This is a genomic window from Parageobacillus sp. KH3-4 (assembly GCF_022846435.1).
Lineage (GTDB): Bacteria > Bacillota > Bacilli > Bacillales > Anoxybacillaceae > Parageobacillus > Parageobacillus thermoglucosidasius_A.
This window is the reverse complement of record NZ_AP025627.1, coordinates 1340985-1360620: the sequence shown is the minus strand read 5'-3', so window position 1 is coordinate 1360620 and position 19636 is coordinate 1340985. Positions and strand designations below refer to the sequence as shown.

The window sequence follows — 19636 nt, the reverse complement described above, 5'->3', positions numbered from 1 at the left end:
AGATAACCGTCCGTTCGGAAGAAACCGTTTCGCTGGGCGGCTTCCTTTGCTTTTCCGTTCCGCTTGGTTAAGTCCTCGATCGATTAGTATCCGTCAGCTCCACGTGTCGCCACGCTTCCACCTCGGACCTATCGACCTCGTCATCTTCGAGGGATCTTACTCGCTTTTCGCGATGGGAAATCTCATCTTGAGGGGGGCTTCACGCTTAGATGCTTTCAGCGCTTATCCCTTCCGCACATAGCTACCCAGCGGTGCCCCTGGCGGGACAACTGGTACACCAGCGGTGCGTCCATCCCGGTCCTCTCGTACTAAGGACAGCTCCTCTCAAATTTCCTGCGCCCGCGACGGATAGGGACCGAACTGTCTCACGACGTTCTGAACCCAGCTCGCGTACCGCTTTAATGGGCGAACAGCCCAACCCTTGGGACCGACTACAGCCCCAGGATGCGATGAGCCGACATCGAGGTGCCAAACCTCCCCGTCGATGTGGACTCTTGGGGGAGATCAGCCTGTTATCCCCGGGGTAGCTTTTATCCGTTGAGCGATGGCCCTTCCATACGGAACCACCGGATCACTAAGCCCGACTTTCGTCCCTGCTCGACCTGTCCGTCTCGCAGTCAAGCTCCCTTCTGCCTTTGCACTCTCCGAATGATTTCCAACCATTCTGAGGGAACCTTTGGGCGCCTCCGTTACCTTTTGGGAGGCGACCGCCCCAGTCAAACTGCCCACCTGACACTGTCTCCCACCCCGATAAGGGGTGCGGGTTAGAATTTCAATACCGCCAGGGTGGTATCCCACCGTCGCCTCCACCGAAGCTGGCGCTCCGGCTTCCCAGGCTCCCACCTATCCTGTACAAGCGATACCAAAATTCCATATCAGGCTGCAGTAAAGCTCCACGGGGTCTTTCCGTCCTGTCGCGGGTAACCTGCATCTTCACAGGTAGTATGATTTCACCGGGTCTCTCGTTGAGACAGTGCCCAAGTCGTTACACCTTTCGTGCGGGTCGGAACTTACCCGACAAGGAATTTCGCTACCTTAGGACCGTTATAGTTACGGCCGCCGTTTACTGGGGCTTCGGTTCGCACCTTCAGCCTTGCGGCTTAAGCGCTCCCCTTAACCTTCCAGCACCGGGCAGGTGTCAGCCCCTATACTTCGCCTTTCGGCTTCGCAGAGACCTGTGTTTTTGATAAACAGTCGCTTGGGCCTTTTCACTGCGGCTCCCTCGGGCTTGAGACCCAAGAGAGCACCCCTTCTCCCGAAGTTACGGGGTCATTTTGCCGAGTTCCTTAACGAGAGTTCTCCCGCGCACCTTGGGATTCTCTCCTCGCCTACCTGTGTCGGTTTGCGGTACGGGCACCTCCCACCTCGCTAGAGGCTTTTCTTGGCAGTGTAGGATCGGGGACTTCGGGACCAAAGGTCCCTTCGCCATCACGGCTCCGCCTTGTTGCCAGACGGATTTGCCTATCTGGCGGCCTAACCGCTTGGACAGGCTATTCCAGCAGCCTGCTCGCCCTACCTTCCTGCGTCCCCCCATCGCTCAAACGGTGAGGAGGTGGTACAGGAATCTCGACCTGTTGCCCATCACCTACGCCTTTCGGCCTCGGCTTAGGTCCCGACTAACCCTGAGCGGACGAACCTTCCTCAGGAACCCTTAGGCTTTCGGTGCAGAGGATTCTCACCTCTGTTTTCGCTACTCACACCGGCATTCTCACTTCTAAGCGCTCCACGAGTCCTTCCGGTCTCGCTTCGGCGCACTTAGAACGCTCCCCTACCGATGACCATCGGTCATCCCACAGCTTCGGTGGTACGTTTAGCCCCGGTACATTTTCGGCGCAGAGTCACTCGACCAGTGAGCTATTACGCACTCTTTAAATGATGGCTGCTTCTAAGCCAACATCCTGGTTGTCTGGGCAACTCCACATCCTTTTCCACTTAACGTACACTTAGGGACCTTAGCTGGTGGTCTGGGCTGTTTCCCTCTCGACTACGGATCTTATCACTCGTAGTCTGACTCCCAAGGATAAGTCGTTGGCATTCGGAGTTTGACTGAGTTCGGTAACCCGATGAGGGCCCCTAGCTCAATCAGTGCTCTACCTCCAAGACTCTTCCCTTGAGGCTAGCCCTAAAGCTATTTCGGGGAGAACCAGCTATCTCCAGGTTCGATTGGCATTTCACCCCTACCCACACCTCATCCCCGCACTTTTCAACGTGCGTGGGTTCGGGCCTCCAGTAGGTGTTACCCTACCTTCACCCTGGGCATGGGTAGATCACCTGGTTTCGGGTCTACGACGACGTACTATGCGCCCTATTCAGACTCGCTTTCGCTGCGGCTCCGTCTTTTCGACTTAACCTCGCACGTCATCGTAACTCGCCGGTTCATTCTACAAAAGGCACGCCATCACCCATCAACGGGCTCTGACTACTTGTAGGCACACGGTTTCAGGTTCTCTTTCACTCCCCTTCCGGGGTGCTTTTCACCTTTCCCTCACGGTACTGGTTCACTATCGGTCACTAGGGAGTATTTAGCCTTGGGAGATGGTCCTCCCTGCTTCCGACGGGATTCCCCGTGTCCCGTCGTACTCAGGAGCCACTCGGGAGGGAACGAAGTTTCGACTACAGGGCTGTCACCTTCTCTGGCGGGCCTTTCCAGACCGCTTCGTCTACCCCGTTCCTTTGTCACTCCCATCTGAGTGGTCCTACAACCCCAAGAGGCAAGCCTCTTGGTTTGGGCTGTTCCCGTTTCGCTCGCCGCTACTCAGGGAATCGCGGTTGCTTTCTTCTCCTCCGGGTACTGAGATGTTTCAGTTCCCCGGGTGTGCCCTCCATACCCTATGGATTCAGGTATGGATACTGCCCCATTACGGGCAGTGGGTTCCCCCATTCGGACATCTCCGGATCAACGCTTGCTTACAGCTCCCCGAAGCGTTTCGGCGTTTGCCCCGTCCTTCATCGGCTCCTAGTGCCAAGGCATCCACCGTGCGCCCTTTCTAACTTAACCATGCGAAACCCGGCTTTATCTTCGCCGCCTTCGCTTCCCGGCTTCTTCCTTTCGGTTATCTAGTTTTCAAGGAACCAATTGATTTGTCCTGCATCCGTTCATAGACGCAGGCGCAAAGCATTTGAAGGAACAACCAATGTTCCTTCAAAACTGAACAAAACTCCGCGTCCACTTTATTTTCACGATGATGTCCTTAGAAAGGAGGTGATCCAGCCGCACCTTCCGGTACGGCTACCTTGTTACGACTTCACCCCAATCACTTGCCCCACCTTCGGCGGCTGGCTCCCTTGCGGGTTACCTCACCGACTTCGGGTGTTGCAAGCTCTCGTGGTGTGACGGGCGGTGTGTACAAGGCCCGGGAACGTATTCACCGCGGCATGCTGATCCGCGATTACTAGCGATTCCGGCTTCATGCAGGCGAGTTGCAGCCTGCAATCCGAACTGAGAGCGGCTTTTTGGGATTCGCTCCCCCTCGCGGGTTCGCAGCCCTTTGTACCGCCCATTGTAGCACGTGTGTAGCCCAGGTCATAAGGGGCATGATGATTTGACGTCATCCCCACCTTCCTCCGGTTTGTCACCGGCAGTCCCCCTAGAGTGCCCAACTGAATGCTGGCAACTAGGGGCGAGGGTTGCGCTCGTTGCGGGACTTAACCCAACATCTCACGACACGAGCTGACGACAACCATGCACCACCTGTCACCCTGTCCTCCCGAAGGGAGGAACGCCCTGTCTCCAGGGTTGTCAGGGGATGTCAAGACCTGGTAAGGTTCTTCGCGTTGCTTCGAATTAAACCACATGCTCCACCGCTTGTGCGGGCCCCCGTCAATTCCTTTGAGTTTCAGCCTTGCGGCCGTACTCCCCAGGCGGAGTGCTTAACGCGTTAGCTACAGCACTAAAGGGATAACCCCTCTAACACTTAGCACTCATCGTTTACGGCGTGGACTACCAGGGTATCTAATCCTGTTTGCTCCCCACGCTTTCGCGCCTCAGCGTCAGTTACAGACCAGAGAGCCGCCTTCGCCACTGGTGTTCCTCCACATCTCTACGCATTTCACCGCTACACGTGGAATTCCGCTCTCCTCTTCTGCACTCAAGTCCCCCAGTTTCCAATGACCCTCCACGGTTAAGCCGTGGGCTTTCACATCAGACTTAAGGGACCGCCTGCGCGCGCTTTACGCCCAATAATTCCGGACAACGCTCGCCCCCTACGTATTACCGCGGCTGCTGGCACGTAGTTAGCCGGGGCTTTCTCGTTAGGTACCGTCACCGTGCCGCCCTGTTCGAACGGCACTTCTTCTTCCCTAACAACAGAGCTTTACGATCCGAAGACCTTCTTCGCTCACGCGGCGTCGCTCCGTCAGACTTTCGTCCATTGCGGAAGATTCCCTACTGCTGCCTCCCGTAGGAGTCTGGGCCGTGTCTCAGTCCCAGTGTGGCCGGTCACCCTCTCAGGCCGGCTACGCATCGTCGCCTTGGTGAGCCGTTACCTCACCAACTAGCTAATGCGCCGCGGGCCCATCCGCAAGTGGCAGCCGAAGCCGCCTTTCAACCGAAGACCATGCGGTCTTCGGTGTTATCCGGTATTAGCTCCGGTTTCCCGGAGTTATCCCGGTCTTACGGGCAGGTTACCCACGTGTTACTCACCCGTCCGCCGCTAACCAAGCGGAAGCAAGCTTCCGCCCGGTCCGCTCGACTTGCATGTATTAGGCACGCCGCCAGCGTTCGTCCTGAGCCAGGATCAAACTCTCCATAGAAAGTGGATTGGCTTATCTTCAATTTCGGCTCCGACACCAAAAGATGCCAGTCGCCTTCGCTTTTCTTATTGTCTAGCTCCGGCTCCTAGCCCCTCGGGACGCTTCGGTCTCGCTGTGGCGGCAACCGCCTCCTCGCGAGCCCTCCAGCGCCTGCCGGGGCTAATCAGTCGCCTTCGCTTTTCTATGTGGACGCTTCGTTTTGTTCAGTTTTCAAGGAACATTAAACCATCCATTTATCTGACAACATATTATAACTAAACATCAAACATTGTCAATACTTTTAATAGTTTTGTTCCTTCGAGCAATTATTGATTTTATTCAAATTATCATACGTTGTCAATATTATTTTTTATTTGAGCAATCTATTTGAAAAGACGATTTATATGTTACAAACTTATTTCTATTTTGTCAATATATTTTTCCAACTGTTTCTGCTTTTTTATATAATAATAACAGGCTTCTTTGCAAACAACATAAAAAAAAGAAGGGAGTATTGCAATGGAACATTCATTTTCTACATTATTAGAAGCATACCGCCACTTATGGACGAATCGCTCTTTAACCACAAAGAAGCTGAATGAACAAGAAAGCCAAGCACTTCTTTATGAAACGATTGAAAAAGAACTGCGTGATGAAATGACGCATCCTCGTGCACGCCAATTACCCGAAATAAAGTTTTATTACGCCATTAACAGAATCATGAATTCCGACCTATCTGAACAAGAAAAATTATCATTAATTCACATTCACATAAACGTGATGGAACAAATAAAAGAATAACTTGTAACACCAACATAATGTTAATATCCACTTATTATAAAAAATGTTTATTTCATTCAAATAAGTGGAAAGATCGTTTATAATAGTTGATAACCCGTGCTTTATATGAAAATACAGGAGGTGAGAATAATCGAAGTTCAAAAACGGCCAGTATTAAAAATAAAGAAAACACCATTAGAAACTGCTCTTAATATCGCCACATTACTACTTTTCATTGGAAGTATCCTGTACTTGTTGATGGAATGGTCTTCCTTGCCGAACCGAGTACCAATGCACTATAACTTTTTCGGAGAAATAGATAAATGGGGAAGCAAAGGAATAATTGTTTTACATCCGATTATAGGAGCTGTTTTATGGATTAGTCTTACCGTTCTTGAAAAGTTCCCTCACGTTTATAATTATATCATCAATCTAACAGAAAAAAATATAGAACAGCAATACAAAAATGGCCGGATCATGATTAACGTTATAAAAAATGAAATACTCATTTATATATCCTACAGTATTTGGAAAGATATAAAAGCCGCATATGGACACGATATCACTTTCGGGACTTGGGATCTGCCTTTATTTCTTATCGTCCTTTTCAGCTCGATAAGCTTTTTTATAGTAAGATCAATTCGTTTAAGGTAATAAGGGCACCGTTTCACTAGTCCGATACATTAAAGTGCTTCCACAGGAGTCCCCATTTTTTACACAACAGTCTTTGTATAAAACGGCGCCATCCAATACAAACTACATGATGGTAAATAAATCACGTCAAAGGAGGCGCTATTTTATATGTCTTTAATTCCTTACGATCCATTTCGCCATTTCGAAACAATGCGTAGAGATCTTAACCGATTTTTCTCAACGGATTTTCCATCTTTCTTTTCCCATTTGGAAGATCATATCGGAATGCCGCGCATGGATATGCACGAAACAGAAACCGAATATGTTGTTTCCTGCGATCTTCCGGGTCTGGAGAAAAAAGAAGACGTGCATATCGACGTACACAACAATGTTTTAACTATTAGCGGAACTATTCAACGCCACCAAAGCGTGAAAGAAGAACAAATGCACCGCCGAGAACGCTTTTTCGGCCGTTTTCAACGTTCTATTACGCTGCCATCAGATGCAGCTACAGACAACATTAAAGCAACATATAAAAACGGTGTGCTCGATATTCATATCCCAAAAACAACATCCGGTCCGAAAAAGCGCGTCGATATCGAATTTCATTAACCCAGTAAAGGGGAGCTGCTGCATTCAGCTCCCTTTTAAACATACTTGACTGCTTTCGCGAACAACAAGTTTGGTTGGCACAACCACTTTTTTGCAAATAGTTCGTTTCGTCGTCAACCTCTCTACTAACAGTTCTACTGCCGTCTCTCCCATAAACTCTGTATACACTTTTACCGTTGTTAATGGCGGGTGGACAAATTTTGCGGTCGGAAGATCATTAAATCCGACGATCGATACATGATTAGGAACCGGAATTTGCGCTTCATGAAGTGCGCGCAGCGCCCCAATCGCCATCGAATCGCTGGCGATGAAAAACGCGGTCGGAAGATCTTTCGCAGAAATTGCTTGTTTCATTAATCGATAACCGTCTTCGGCGGTAAAGCTGCCTGTCCATACATATCGTGAATCATATATTCCTTTCAAATACAAATATTCGTAAAACGTTGCTTCGCGCTCATCATGAAGAGGTGTTTGTCCGTCCACATATTCGCGCCCGCCAATATAGCCGATTTTTTGATGACCGAGCTGAAGAAGATGGTCTAACACCATAATCGTTGATTTCCTTAAATCAATGACAACGGAGTCAAACTTTTGCTCATCCGGCGAACAATCAACAAATACAATATGCTCGGTTCTTGCTACAAACGCACTTACATCTTTCGGTCCAAATTTTCCTACCGCAATGATACCATCCAAATGTTCCATCCGTTCTTCTGGATAAGAACCGTTTTGTTTAAACAGCTTTACCAACTCGATCTGTCGTTCAAAACATTCTTTTTCTACCCCTAAACGAATCGCCATATAATACGGATCATCAAGTTCTTGCCGTTCCGAATACCAATGAATAAGACCGAAGCGAAACCGTTCTTTCGCTTGTTGGCTGCGTTCCCGCAGCGTTTTATAGTTTAGCTGCTGGGCCACTTCGAAAATGCGTTTTCTCGTTTCATCCGACACTGACAAAGTGGTGTCATAATTAAGCACGCGCGACACCGTTGCCACCGATACTCCGACTTTTTCCGCGATTTCTTTTAATGTCGCCATTGTTTCCAATAGATCCCTTCCTTATAATATTTTTATCCTTTGAACGTTCCCTCCAAATCATGACAACTTCTTCCGCACTTTCTGCAAGAAGGTGTGAAATGCCTGTTTCCCTTTCTCATTGCGTTTAAACACGCCCGCATGCTCTAGGACGGTAATAAAGCGCTGTCCTACTTCGTGACGCAAAATGCCCAATACATTTTCTTCCGTAATATTCGAGTAAGTGGCACGAATTTGCTCGTACCAATCCCGGTGTTTTAAAAGCGTTTCGTCCCACTCATCTTTTTGCGTATTCTGGACAAGATATGTTGCCAGTGTATCTAATTCGCTTGCTAGTCTTCCTGGAAGCACGGCAAGACCCATCACTTCAATTAAGCCGATATTTTCTTTTTTAATATGATGCAATTCTTCATGAGGGTGAAAAATGCCGTATGGATGTTCCTCAGATGTTCGATTGTTACGCAACACGATATCCATTTCAAACAAATCGCCACGGCGTCTCGCGATTGGCGTGACGGTGTTATGCGGAACATCTCCGCTGTTGGAATAGATGTCGACGCTCGGGTCGCTATACGTCCGCCATGTTTCGTAAATGCAATCCGCTGCTTCGAGTACTTCTTCTTTTTTGCCGCGCAGGCGGATTACTGACATCGGCCAGCGCACGATTCCTGCTGTCAATGATGGAAAAGACGGAAACAAAATGTACTCTTCGATTTCCGCTTTTTCCATCGCAAACGTATAGTTTCCGCCTTGAAAATGATCATGAGCCAAAATCGAACCGCCGACAATTGGCAAATCGGCATTCGAGCCGATGAAATAATGCGGAAACTTTTCAATGAAATCAAGCAAGCGCGCGAACGTTTTCCGTTCCATTTTCATCGGCACATGCTCCTCGTGGAACACGATGCAATGCTCATTGTAATACATATACGGAGAATATTGAAAATACCACGTCTCATCTAATAACGTTATCGGAATGACGCGGTGGTTGGAGCGTGCTGGATGGTGCCACGTCCCTTCATATCCTTCATTTTCTTTGCATAACAAGCAACGCGGATACGAAGATGGTGGAGCATCTTTTAATTTCGCGATTTCTTTCGGATCTTTCTCTGGTTTCGATAAATTGATGGTAATATCAATCTCTCCGTATGCTGTTTTCACTTTCCATTGTCTATTTTTCGCAATCCGCGCTGTTTGAATGTAGTTGGAGGCTTTGCTTAAGGAATAAAACCAGTCGGTTGCCAGTTTCGGTTCTTTATGATATTTGGCATAAAATTCACGGATCACTTCGGATGGGCGCGGCATTAAACAGTTTATTAGCTTGGCGCCCCATATATCCCGCTCCGTCGTTGTATTCGTTTCCAAAAGACCGCGTTCATACGCCCAATTTAAAATCGTCTCTAAGATCGGAGAAAGGGAGGCAAAGGGCGTGTCCTTTACCTCCGCTGGCTTCCACTCCTCTAACCGCAGCGCCGCTAGCAGGCGATTGCGCGCATAAACAATATCTTCGCGTGGAAGCAGGCCGCTTTTTACCCCGTATTGGATCAGCTGTTCTATCGCCGTCAAAATGTCCGCCACTGTCATGCACCTCGATATCCGTATGGGTTCGCCTGATGCCATTCCCATGCCGAAGCGACAATATCGATAATGGATGTGTATTTTGGTTCCCATCCTAGCTCGCGCTTTGCTTTTTCTGCGGATGCGACAAGCTTCGCTGGATCGCCCGGGCGCCGCGCCATGACACGCGCTGGGATCGGATGGCCGGTAACTTTCCGCGCCGCTTCGATCACTTCTTTAACGGTAAAGCCGTTGCCGTTTCCTAAATTGTATACGTTGCTTTCCGCACCGCTCCGTAGTTTTTCCACCGCCAGAATGTGCGCGTCAACTAGATCGAGCACGTGAATATAGTCGCGAATGCACGTGCCGTCATGGGTATTGTAATCATCACCAAAAATATGAATTGCTTCACGTTGACCAAGCGGCACTTTTAAAATTAATGGAATAAGATGTGTTTCCGGGTCATGATCTTCGCCAATCAACGTGCCGTAAGCGCCGGCGACGTTAAAATAACGCAGCGAAATATAGCGGATTCCGTAGGCACGGTTGACCCATTTCATCATTTTTTCCATTGCCAATTTCGTTTCTCCATATGTGTTGGTCGGCATCGTCGGATCCGTTTCTACAATTGGAATTCGCTTTGGTTCTCCATACACTGCCGCCGTCGAAGAAAACACGATTTGCTTGACACCGAACTCGTTCATGATTTCCAGCAATACTTGCGTGCCGTACACGTTGTTATCGTAATATTTGAGCGGCTCTTGCATGCTTTCGCCGACAAGGGAGTTGGCGGCGAAATGAATCACCGTATCGATCTCATGCTTGCGAAATACGTCGCGCAAAAACGCGCGGTCGCGAATATCCCCTTGGTAAAAGACCGCTTCCCGATGAACTGCTTCACGATGCCCTGTTTGCAAATTATCAACAACAATAACTTTTTCTCCCTTTTCGATCAAGCGATATACAGCATGACTGCCGATGTAGCCTGCGCCGCCGCAGACAAGAATCATACGCTCATCTCCTTTGTTTCTGTGATTTCTCTCGCTCCGTCGCCGATTTTCACGACATAAAAACTAGCTTCATAGCCGATTTTTTCGACGTACTCTTTACCGACTCGTTCGATAAAGTCAGGAATGTACGCATCTTTCACGATGTTCACCGTGCAGCCGCCAAAACCAGCGCCGGTCATGCGGGCGCCGATCGTCCCTTCGTGCTTCCACGCCGCTTCGACAAGCGTATCTAGTTCGGTCCCTGTCACTTCATAGTCATCGCGCAGCGAAATGTGTGATTGTTTCATTAACTCGCCAAAGCGCGCCAAATCTCCCTTTTCCAACGCGGCCGCTGCCTCTATCGTCCGCTCGTTTTCCGTCACGGCATGGCGGGCGCGCTGTTGTTCAAGCGGAGAAAGAAGATGCTTATACTCTTCCAACTGCTCGCTTGTCAAATCACCCAGTGAAGCAATGTTTATATGTTTCTGCAATTTCACCAAAACTGCCTCGCATGTCGCCCGCCGTTCGTTATATGCCGAATCGGCCAGGCCGCGCTTTTTGTTTGTGTTGGCGATGACAATCGAACAATTGCTCATCGAAACGGGTAAATAGCGGTACTCCAATGTTTGGCAGTTTAGCAGCATTGCATGGTTTCGCTTTCCCATTCCGACGGCAAACTGATCCATAATGCCGCAATTGACGCCAACATATTCATTTTCTACTTTTTGACTCATTTTCACAAGTTCAAGCATATCGATATGCTGCGCAAATAGCTCATTAAGCATGACCGCCGTCACCAGCTCGATAGAAGCGGACGATGATAATCCAGCTCCGTTCGGGATCGTCCCGTAATACAAAATATCGAGTCCCGTCTCGATCGGACAAAACAACTGAAACGCAGCAATAATTCCTTTCGGATAGTTCGCCCATCCATGTTGTTCTTGGTAAGACAAATCATCATAAGATACCGTAATGATCCCGGTTTCTGGAAAGTTTTTTGAGTAAAAGCGAATAAACGGATTAGCTGTTTTGCGTACGAGCGCATACGTGCCGATTTCCAAAGCACATGGCAGCACATGCCCGCCGTTATAGTCGGTATGCTCGCCGATTAAGTTGACGCGGCCTGGTGCGAAGAAGATGCGGATGTCCTCCTTCGTGCCGGCAAATAACTGTATAAATTCTTCTTTCCAGTTTGTCATCATCATTACTCCTTCCAATAAAAGCAAATCGCTTAGTAAATATTTTAGTAAAAAATTTAGTAAAAATCAATAATAATGAAACATTTCTTCTTGTCACACGTATAATCGATTGCCCGTTTATTCATTTTATATATAAGGAGGTTGCGGAATGGAAACGAAACAAGCGCTCGAACAAGAACTGCAAGCCATTACCCGCTGGGAACAAGAGCAAAAAGACTTATGGTTTTGGGAAAAGCTTGGACGGCTGCCGTTTAAAGTGCTCGATAAGCTTACGCCAAACTTCGTACATAAAAAAGTCGGGCAGCTGCTTGATGAGCTTGGCAGCTATATCCAAAGCGGCGGGCAATATTTAGTGAAAGAAGAAAAGATATTGGAGAGGCTTGGCGTCCCGTCGTTAGAACAAGTGGCACAGTTGCCGCTTGCGCACATGGACCGCGTTTGTGATGAATTAATCGACGCGCGCGTGACGTTTGCTCAAATTCAAGGGGCAACGACAGGCGTCGGCGGCGCGTTGACGCTGGCGATCGATATTCCCGCCCTTCTCGGCCTCGCTTTAAAAACGCTGCAGGAAATCGCCATCGTCTACGGTTACAATCCGAAGGAGAAAAAAGAGAGAATTTTTATTGTGAAATGTTTGCAATTCGTCTCCTCCGATATTGTTGGCAAAAAGGCGATTCTCGATCAGCTCACATCGTTTTCCGACCATCACCAGCAAGTCTTTTCCCAGCTTCAAGGCTGGCGCGAAGTGATGATGACGTTTCGCGATCAATACGGTTGGAAAAAACTGTTTCAATTCGTTCCGATCGTTGGTATTGTTTTTGGTGCAATGTTTAACAAAGCGTTTATCGAGGACATTGCCGAAACAGGAAAAATGCTCTATCGGAAGCGGCGCATTTTGGAAAAACTCACCCAACTAGAAGCCGGTGCCTAGCCACATGCTAGACACCGGTCTTTTTGTCCATTAACGAGCTGCTTTTAACCGCCAAATGATGCTAACGAAGTCGCCGCGCCGCTGCGGCACATTTAACCCTATATGCATCAGTTCATCGCCGCCATATATTTCCCCGCTGCCGACGAGTTTGTAATCTTTCTTAGGATCCAGCCCTTTTAACCGTATGAACGACAGCGGCGCATTCGCTTCCGCCAGCACGCGGAAGTAGGCGACCAATGCTTCCGATTGGTCCTCGGATACGAACATCCATGCCGCCTCATTGCCTTCAAACGGGCTGAGCATCCGGTAAAACGTCCCAAATTGGACAAGACGGCGGATTTCTTTGTAAAATGCCACTTGTTCTTTTACTTTTTGTTTTTCTTCCTCGCTTAGTTTCGTTAAATCGAGCTCATAGCCAAAATTTCCCGACATCGCCACATGACCGCGCATTTCCAACGATGTAATGCGATGAACTTGGTGGTTCGGCACCGCCGACACGTGCGCGCCTATCGCGCTGATTGGATAAACAAGGCTGGTGCCGTATTGGATTTTTAAGCGGGAAACCGCGTCCGTATTGTCGCTCGTCCACGTTTGCGGCATGTAATACAGCATTCCTGGGTCAAACCGGCCTCCGCCGCCCGAACAGCTCTCAAACAAAACATGCGGAAAACGGGACGTTATTTCTTCCATGACGCGGTACAACCCTAACATATAGCGGTGAGCCGTTTCGCGCTGTCGCTCTGGCGGCAGGGCGGCAGAGCCGATTTCCGTCATATGACGGTTCATATCCCATTTGACATACGAAATCGGCGCGCTCGCCAACACGTCGGAAATGACTTGAATGATATAGTCGCACACTTCTTTGCGGGAATAGTCTAATACAAGCTGATTTCGTCCTTCCGATCTCGGACGGTTCGGCACATGGAGGCACCAGTCCGGATGTTTCCGATACAGCTCGCTGTCAACCGAAACCATTTCTGGTTCCACCCATAGGCCAAACTTCATTCCCATTTGGTTAATGTTTTTTGCCAGCCCTCCTAGTCCATTTGGCAGCTTCTGTTTATTGACGAACCAATCTCCTAATGAACTGCGATCATCATCGCGTTTGCCAAACCAACCGTCATCGAGCACAAATAGTTCAATTCCTAATTCCGCCGCTGTTTTCGCAAGGCGCAAAATTTTTTCTTCATTAAAATGAAAATATGTCGCTTCCCAGTTATTGATGAGAATTGGGCGCTCCCGGTCGCGGAACGCCCCGCGCGCTAAGCGGGTGCGGTACAGCTGATGATAAGTTTGCGACATTCCATTTAATCCTTGATCGGAATACACCATCACCACTTCCGGCGTCTGGAACGACTCGCCCGGTTCTAACAGCCACGTAAAATCAAACGGGTTGATTCCCATGGATACGCGCGTCGTCTGGAATTGGTCGACTTCGACTTGGGCGAGAAAATTGCCGCTGTATACAAGGCTAAAGCCGTATACTTCCCCTACATCCTCATTAGTATTTTTTCTCAGCAGGGCGATAAATGGATTTTGCTGGTGGCTGCTGGCTCCGCGGCGGCTTTCAACCGACTGCATGCCGGTGACAAGCGGCCGCCTTTCCACCGCTCTCTCCCGCGCCCACGCTCCCGGAAGATGCAGCCATTCATAGTCAGCATGCGGGAAATCTACATTCATGCTTAACGCCCGCAACAGCCTGACCCGTTCCGCGCCGCGGTTGTCAAAGCGGGCAGAACGCGTCATCACATTCCATCGCTCATACACCGTATAAAGCAACGTGACGTGTAATCCGATCACGCGGTCTTCCAATACGATTTCTAACGTTTCCGCCTCGTTTTCGTTTTCCACATAAGTAGCCGGCAGCCCTTCTAACTTCGGCTTTCCTTTATAAATGCGATGCGTTGTGTAGCGCAAATCCGAGATCGTCGCTCCGTTTTCCAATTGCACTTGATATGCCGGTGCGCGAAAATCCGTGTTGCCGTACGCCGGGTATTCTTGCGGCAGTGTATCTAAAGAAAACGCGCGGGCGGATGGATTGGGATTAGGGGAGAACGGGCGGGCGAGAAACCGGAGTTTTCGAGAGCCATTCGCTTTTCGAATTCTTTTTCCCCAGTAAAAGTGGGTCAAATATCCGCGGCCAACAAGTTGCATCATGTAACTCATATCGTTTGCTTGCAGATGGAACATTTTTATGATTGGATCATAGGTAATCCCCATTCTCATCCCCCTATCGATACTGGTCAGCAGCAAGCACTTATTATATTTTTACCTATTTTAAGTAAAAATTAAGTATAAAACAACCTGTTTTCTCAAAAAAACGGCGCCCAAATGAGTGGGCGCCATGATGACGCATGATTGCATTTACGCCAGCACCGCCTCCCTTAGCGCTTTTTCCAGTTCCTTTGTATAAGCCGCCCTTTGTTCTTCTGTCCATTGCAAATAATCGGCCATAAAGGCGACAACGCGGTCTTTCTGACGGCGGACGGAAGCGATGTCAAACAAGAGCGCGCCGGTGCGGCGGATAAAGTAGTCGATCGGCTTTGCCGCCATTTCGTAATCCATAGCATATACAAGGCGGACAAACTGCTCGCGGGAAAGGGCGCAGGAAGCATCGTATTGTTTGCTTAGTTCGAATAATTGATCGACGTTGGTGCCGTATATTTTCGCTAAACGTTCCCCCTCTTCTTTCGTCAATCCGTATCGCACCGCTTCTTCGGCTTTTTTCGCGATAAAGGCCGGCAATTGCTGAGAGCCGCCGACATCCCCGCCGGAGATCGGCAATTGTTTCGTTTGGCATGGACGGAACGTTCTTCCTTCTTCTTTCGCCAATAGCTTTGCCACTAAGTCGACGACCGTTTCCGCCATTTTCCGGTAACCAGTTAGTTTGCCGCCGGCGATCGTAATTAATCCGGTCGGCGATTGCCAAATTTCGTCTTTGCGAGAAATTTCCGACGGATCTTTTCCTTCTTCGTAGATGAGCGGTCGGACACCTGCCCAGCTCGATTCCACATCAGCGGCAGTGATGCGGACGGACGGGAACATATAATGAATAGCGCGCAATAAATAGTCACGGTCTTCTTCCGTCATCGTCGGGTTGGCAATATCTTCATTGTAAAACGTATCAGTTGTGCCGACGTACGTTTTCCCGTCGCGCGGAATCGCAAATACCATGCGGCCGTCCGGTGTATCAAAATAAATCGCTTGCTTTAACGGAAACCGTTTTTGGTCGATGACGATATGAACCCCTTTTGTCAGCTGCAGTCGTTTTCCCGTTTTTGAATGGTCTTTTTCGCGCAACGTGTCGACCCACGGTCCGGCGGCGTTGATCACTTTTTTCGCGCGGATTTCATACGTGCGGCCGCTAAGCTGATCGCGGCAGCGGGCGCCAATGATTTTGCCGCTTTCATTGTACAGAAATTGTTCTACTTTCGTATAGTTGACGGCATCAGCCCCTAATTCCACCGCTTTTTTGATCACTTCGATCGTCAAACGGGCATCGTCGGTGCGGTATTCGACGTAATAGCCGCCGCCGCGCAATCCTTCCCGTTTCAATAGCGGCTCTTTTTGCATCGTCTCTTTGGCGCTTAGCATCTTGCGCCGCTCGCTTCGCTTCACGCCGGCTAAATGGTCGTACACCCACAGGCCGAGCGATGTGCTCCATTTGCCGAACGTTCCACCTTTATGAATCGGCAAAAGCATCCACTCCGGCGTCGTCACGTGCGGCCCGTTTTCATAGACGATCGCCCGCTCTCTGCCGACTTCGGCAACCATTTTCACTTCCAGTTGCTTCAGATAACGAAGCCCGCCGTGAACGAGCTTTGTCGAGCGGCTCGACGTCCCCGCCGCAAAATCTTGCATTTCCACCAGCGCCGTTTTCATACCGCGCGAGACGGCATCTAACGCAATGCCGCAACCGGTAATGCCACCTCCTACCACTAATATATCGTAATGTTCTTTGCTCATTTCTTCCAAACGCTGGCGGCGTTGTTTACTTGAAAACAATGCCGATGTCATGAAAAATTCCCCCTTTATTAAAAACAAAAAGAGACCCCTGCAAACACGATAAGCTTCCGCCTATCATGCATGCATGGTCTCTCCTTGTCTCCTGACTGATTATTAACTTATTTTTATTATAGCGAAAAACAGCTTGGTTGGCTAGTAAAATGCGGAAAGTTTCTTAGGCAAGAAACTTTCCCCGCCGGCGTGGCTTTTCTCTTGTCCTTCCCGTATAGAAAACATTAACGGCTCTCATAATGTTTCCACAGCTCTTTATTGGAAGTAGTCACCGCAACCGCTCCCGCTGTAAGGGCGCGCTCGACGTCATCCACGGTGCGGATCAATCCGCCGGCATAAATCGGCTTTCCCGTCCGTTCCTTCACTTCACGAATCATATGGGGCATTGCTCCTGGAATCACTTCAATGCAGTCGGGCTGCGTTTTTTCAATCAGCTGATAACTTTTTTCAAGCGCGTGGGAATCAAGCAAAAAAACGCGCTGAATCGCAAGCACCTTTTTTTGCTTTGCCTTTATGATGACATTTCCCCTTGTGGAAATCAGCCCATGCGGACGAAATTCCTGACATAAATATTCCGCTCCATGCTCATCGTGGCTTAACCCTTGAATTAAATCCGCATGAACGATCAGTTTTTTTCCGTGCTGGCGTGCGTAATGAAACACGCTTTTCAGTTGCGAAATATGTATTTCCAATAACACTCCATACGTATAGCAGCTATTTAAAAATTTCTCAAAATCCTTCATCGTCTTCATCGCAGGGATGATTTTCTGACAATGAATATCCATTGCTTCTCCCCTTTTTCATCATCTATTTCGTTCCGCCTCGATTTCTTCCAAGCAAGACAATGACATCATTGTCCGCGGCTTGCAAGTCGCAATTTTTACTCCGCGTTTGCGAAACTTTTCCACAACGTGCTGAATATTTTTCTTGCGCATTATTGTTCCTTCGTGAAGATGTTCCATTCATCTCACCTTTCTTTATTTTGCTTTCGGGACCGACAACTCGACAGTCGTTCCTTTGCCGACTTCGCTGTCAATCGTAATCTGCCCGTCGTATTTATCGATAATTTCTTTCGCGATCGCTAATCCAAGGCCGACGCCACCTTTTTCGCGGCTTCGCGCTTTGTCCACGCGATAAAACCGCAAAAACACTTTTTCCAATTCGTCTCGTGGTATTCCAATGCCGCAGTCCCTTACCGCAATCGTAACAAACCGCTTTTCTTCTTTTATAGAGATCGTCACTTGTTTCGCTTGTTGCGAATATTTTACCGCATTATCTAACAAAATCAACAGCAATTGTTCTAAATGATATTTTGCCATTCGAATCCGCACCGCTCGATTCAACGAATTGTGAACGACAAATTGAAAATCAGGATAAAGAACATGGAAATTTTTCACTACTTGTTCGATTGTTTGTGTCGGGTCAATCGGCGCGATATCATTCGGAATCGTGATCGCTTCCGCACGCGATAAATCCAATAGCTCAAGCACTAATTTTCTTAAACGCCCCACCTCTTGCGTTGCCGCTTTCAACGACTCTTCTAAAATGTCGGGATTATGTTTTCCCCACCGTTCCAATAGAGAAAGATGGCCTTCTAAAATAGCGATCGGCGTCCGCAGTTCATGGGAAGCATCTTCTACAAATTGTTTTTGCTGTTCAAACGAATGTTCGATCTCATCCATCATTTCATTGAACATCATCATTAGCTCTGACATTTCGTCATTGGAAGCCGGAACGTCGATCCGCTTTTGCATTCCTTTATTTTTGATATCCATCATTGTTTCCGTCAACGTTTTTAGACGCCCAACAAAACTTTGGGCAACAAGCCTGCCGGCAAAAGCACTCGTAATCATCGCCGCGATCCCGATTACGGTCATGATAATAAACAACGTATTGATCACTTGTTGAAATTTCACAAGGCGGCGCGCGATTTCGATCGTTCCATTTACCGTCGAAGTATGTAAAGGTTCCCGCAAAATAATGAAACGTTCATCGTTTACAAAATGATAATCCATCTGCATCTCTTTTGGAGCGCCGCTTGGCGACAAAGAGACGGAAGCGCCGTTGGAAACAGAAACAACAACGTTTCCTTTGCCGTCAAGCACCCGAATCATTTGATACTTTTCGTTTAATTTTTCCAGCAACTGTTCGCTTTGACGAATATCTTTCCATGATAAATTACGTTTTTCAGCATAATAAGTTTCAATTTCTTCAACCGTTTTTTTCATCGCTTTCTCTTCTTCGTTCAGCAGCCATTGCTTCACAACATGATATTGCAAAAACGTAAAAACAAAGTAAGTAATAAAAATGGCGATGGCAGAAAGAAACGTAAGTTTCCATTTTAATGAGACGTTTTCCATCCGAAAAAGTTTCATGACCGCATCACATATCCAGCGCCCCGCACCGTTTGGATATAACGCTCTTTATCTGTTTCATCAAGTTTATGGCGCAAATAGCGGACATATACATCAACGACGTTCGTTTCCACCTCGGTGTCAAATCCCCATACTTTATTTAATAACGTGTCACGAGTTAGAACAATATTCGTATTTTGTAAAAACGTCACTAACAAATCGTATTCCCGTTTGGTTAATTCGATGAATTGATCTCCTTTTTTTACAGTGCGAGCGTTCAAGTCCACCGTTAAATCTTTAAACGTCAGTAAACGTTCTTCCGTGGAAGCGTGAACGCGTCGAAACAGCGCGCGGATGCGAGCAAGCAGCTCCTCGATGGCAAATGGCTTCACTATATAGTCATCCGCGCCGTTATCCAACCCCATGACACGGTCAAAAACGCTGTCTCTTGCCGTAATCATAATGATCGGAGTTTGTTTTACCGCACGGATGCGGCGACATACTTCCATCCCGTTAAGACTTGGAAGCATGACATCCAATAAAATAAGCCCCCACTCTTCCGACAGCGCCAATTCAAGACCTTCCCTGCCATCATGGCTTACACGCACTTCATATCCTTCATGGGTTAAATCAAGCTCAATAAATCGCGCTAAATTCGCTTCATCTTCAATGATTAAAACGCGATGATTCATCTGTCTCCCTCGCTTTATTCCCGTTTCGTTTTACTTTTATCATACCAAAAAGAAAAGCCAACCGCCTCATGCGATTAGCAATGATACATTCCTTGTTTTATTT

The 19636-nt window shown here is 48.2% G+C and carries 14 protein-coding genes and 2 rRNA genes; 4 read left to right on the top strand and 12 right to left on the bottom strand.

Going from position 1 to position 19636, the window contains the following annotated elements:
- Positions 1 to 63 precede the first annotated feature (63 nt).
- Together MWM02_RS07105 and MWM02_RS07100 are read right to left on the bottom strand one after the other, a co-directional pair.
- Positions 64 to 2998: ribosomal RNA gene (locus tag MWM02_RS07105) — 23S ribosomal RNA — on the bottom strand.
- A 197-nt stretch (positions 2999 to 3195) separates the two neighbouring features.
- Positions 3196 to 4752: ribosomal RNA gene (locus MWM02_RS07100) — 16S ribosomal RNA — on the bottom strand.
- Together the 16S and 23S rRNA genes form the textbook arrangement of a ribosomal RNA operon.
- A 498-nt stretch (positions 4753 to 5250) precedes the next feature.
- On the opposite strand from MWM02_RS07100, the gene MWM02_RS07095 reads away from it, so the two are divergent.
- The 3 genes from MWM02_RS07095 to MWM02_RS07085 all read left to right on the top strand — a co-directional run bounded on the left by MWM02_RS07095 (position 5251) and on the right by MWM02_RS07085 (position 6756).
- Complete coding sequence (locus MWM02_RS07095) at positions 5251 to 5532, top strand: hypothetical protein (protein WP_064550294.1); 282 nt, start codon at positions 5251 to 5253, stop codon at positions 5530 to 5532.
- A 120-nt stretch (positions 5533 to 5652) separates the two neighbouring features.
- Positions 5653 to 6165 (top strand): DUF1648 domain-containing protein, encoded by a 513-nt coding sequence (locus tag MWM02_RS07090; protein ID WP_244403307.1) that lies wholly within the window; start codon positions 5653 to 5655, stop codon positions 6163 to 6165.
- 147 nt (positions 6166 to 6312) lie between these two features.
- The gene (locus MWM02_RS07085; protein ID WP_244403306.1) at positions 6313 to 6756 is read left to right on the top strand and encodes an Hsp20/alpha crystallin family protein; all 444 of its coding nucleotides are present in this window, start codon (positions 6313 to 6315) and stop codon (positions 6754 to 6756) included.
- Positions 6757 to 6780: 24 nt separating this feature from the next.
- Here MWM02_RS07085 and MWM02_RS07080 read toward each other — a convergent pair whose 3' ends face one another.
- Genes MWM02_RS07080 through MWM02_RS07065 form a run of 4 tightly spaced genes read right to left on the bottom strand, consistent with a single transcriptional unit; the run spans position 6781 to position 11542 of the window.
- On the bottom strand, positions 6781 to 7797 hold the full coding sequence (locus MWM02_RS07080; protein ID WP_244403600.1) for a LacI family DNA-binding transcriptional regulator: 1017 nt from the start codon (positions 7795 to 7797) through the stop codon (positions 6781 to 6783).
- 57 nt (positions 7798 to 7854) lie between these two features.
- Positions 7855 to 9378, bottom strand: a complete 1524-nt coding sequence (galT, locus tag MWM02_RS07075) for a UDP-glucose--hexose-1-phosphate uridylyltransferase (protein WP_244403305.1) — start codon at positions 9376 to 9378, stop codon at positions 7855 to 7857.
- On the bottom strand, positions 9375 to 10361 hold the full coding sequence (gene galE / locus MWM02_RS07070; protein ID WP_244403304.1) for a UDP-glucose 4-epimerase GalE: 987 nt from the start codon (positions 10359 to 10361) through the stop codon (positions 9375 to 9377). Before galE ends, galT begins: the two co-directional genes overlap by 4 nt.
- Positions 10358 to 11542: a galactokinase gene (locus MWM02_RS07065; RefSeq protein WP_244403303.1), complete on the bottom strand. Its 1185-nt coding sequence runs from the start codon at positions 11540 to 11542 to the stop codon at positions 10358 to 10360. Before MWM02_RS07065 ends, galE begins: the two co-directional genes overlap by 4 nt.
- A 145-nt stretch (positions 11543 to 11687) precedes the next feature.
- Between MWM02_RS07065 and MWM02_RS07060 the strand changes: the two genes are divergently transcribed.
- Complete coding sequence (locus tag MWM02_RS07060; RefSeq protein ID WP_244403302.1) at positions 11688 to 12470, top strand: EcsC family protein; 783 nt, start codon at positions 11688 to 11690, stop codon at positions 12468 to 12470.
- Positions 12471 to 12500: 30 nt separating this feature from the next.
- Here MWM02_RS07060 and MWM02_RS07055 read toward each other — a convergent pair whose 3' ends face one another.
- The 6 genes from MWM02_RS07055 to MWM02_RS07030 form a co-directional block, all read right to left on the bottom strand.
- A complete protein-coding gene (locus tag MWM02_RS07055) occupies positions 12501 to 14690 on the bottom strand; it encodes an alpha-galactosidase (RefSeq protein WP_244403301.1) in 2190 nt (729 codons plus the stop codon).
- A 144-nt stretch (positions 14691 to 14834) separates the two neighbouring features.
- On the bottom strand, positions 14835 to 16487 hold the full coding sequence (locus tag MWM02_RS07050) for a glycerol-3-phosphate dehydrogenase/oxidase (protein WP_244403300.1): 1653 nt from the start codon (positions 16485 to 16487) through the stop codon (positions 14835 to 14837).
- A 224-nt stretch (positions 16488 to 16711) separates the two neighbouring features.
- Complete coding sequence (locus MWM02_RS07045) at positions 16712 to 17272, bottom strand: glycerol-3-phosphate responsive antiterminator (protein ID WP_064550280.1); 561 nt, start codon at positions 17270 to 17272, stop codon at positions 16712 to 16714.
- An 18-nt stretch (positions 17273 to 17290) separates the two neighbouring features.
- The gene (locus MWM02_RS07040) at positions 17291 to 17449 is read right to left on the bottom strand and encodes a hypothetical protein (protein WP_198401537.1); all 159 of its coding nucleotides are present in this window, start codon (positions 17447 to 17449) and stop codon (positions 17291 to 17293) included.
- Between the two features lie 15 nt (positions 17450 to 17464).
- A complete protein-coding gene (locus tag MWM02_RS07035; RefSeq protein ID WP_064550278.1) occupies positions 17465 to 18862 on the bottom strand; it encodes a HAMP domain-containing sensor histidine kinase in 1398 nt (465 codons plus the stop codon).
- On the bottom strand, positions 18859 to 19533 hold the full coding sequence (locus MWM02_RS07030; RefSeq protein ID WP_064550276.1) for a response regulator transcription factor: 675 nt from the start codon (positions 19531 to 19533) through the stop codon (positions 18859 to 18861). The genes MWM02_RS07035 and MWM02_RS07030 overlap by 4 nt, the downstream gene beginning before the upstream one ends.
- Positions 19534 to 19636 lie beyond the last annotated feature (103 nt).

Coding starts and splice junctions, on each gene's coding strand:
- MWM02_RS07095 (WP_064550294.1), top strand. CDS start 5,251: ATGGAACATTCATTTTCTACATTATTAGAAGCATACCGCCACTTATGG.
- MWM02_RS07085 (WP_244403306.1), top strand. CDS start 6,313: ATGTCTTTAATTCCTTACGATCCATTTCGCCATTTCGAAACAATGCGT.
- MWM02_RS07080 (WP_244403600.1), bottom strand. CDS start 7,797: ATGGCGACATTAAAAGAAATCGCGGAAAAAGTCGGAGTATCGGTGGCA.
- galT (WP_244403305.1), bottom strand. CDS start 9,378: ATGACAGTGGCGGACATTTTGACGGCGATAGAACAGCTGATCCAATAC.
- galE (WP_244403304.1), bottom strand. CDS start 10,361: ATGATTCTTGTCTGCGGCGGCGCAGGCTACATCGGCAGTCATGCTGTA.
- MWM02_RS07065 (WP_244403303.1), bottom strand. CDS start 11,542: ATGATGACAAACTGGAAAGAAGAATTTATACAGTTATTTGCCGGCACG.
- MWM02_RS07060 (WP_244403302.1), top strand. CDS start 11,688: ATGGAAACGAAACAAGCGCTCGAACAAGAACTGCAAGCCATTACCCGC.
- MWM02_RS07055 (WP_244403301.1), bottom strand. CDS start 14,690: ATGGGGATTACCTATGATCCAATCATAAAAATGTTCCATCTGCAAGCA.
- MWM02_RS07050 (WP_244403300.1), bottom strand. CDS start 16,487: ATGACATCGGCATTGTTTTCAAGTAAACAACGCCGCCAGCGTTTGGAA.
- MWM02_RS07045 (WP_064550280.1), bottom strand. CDS start 17,272: ATGGATATTCATTGTCAGAAAATCATCCCTGCGATGAAGACGATGAAG.
- MWM02_RS07040 (WP_198401537.1), bottom strand. CDS start 17,449: ATGGAACATCTTCACGAAGGAACAATAATGCGCAAGAAAAATATTCAG.
- MWM02_RS07035 (WP_064550278.1), bottom strand. CDS start 18,862: ATGAAACTTTTTCGGATGGAAAACGTCTCATTAAAATGGAAACTTACG.
- MWM02_RS07030 (WP_064550276.1), bottom strand. CDS start 19,533: ATGAATCATCGCGTTTTAATCATTGAAGATGAAGCGAATTTAGCGCGA.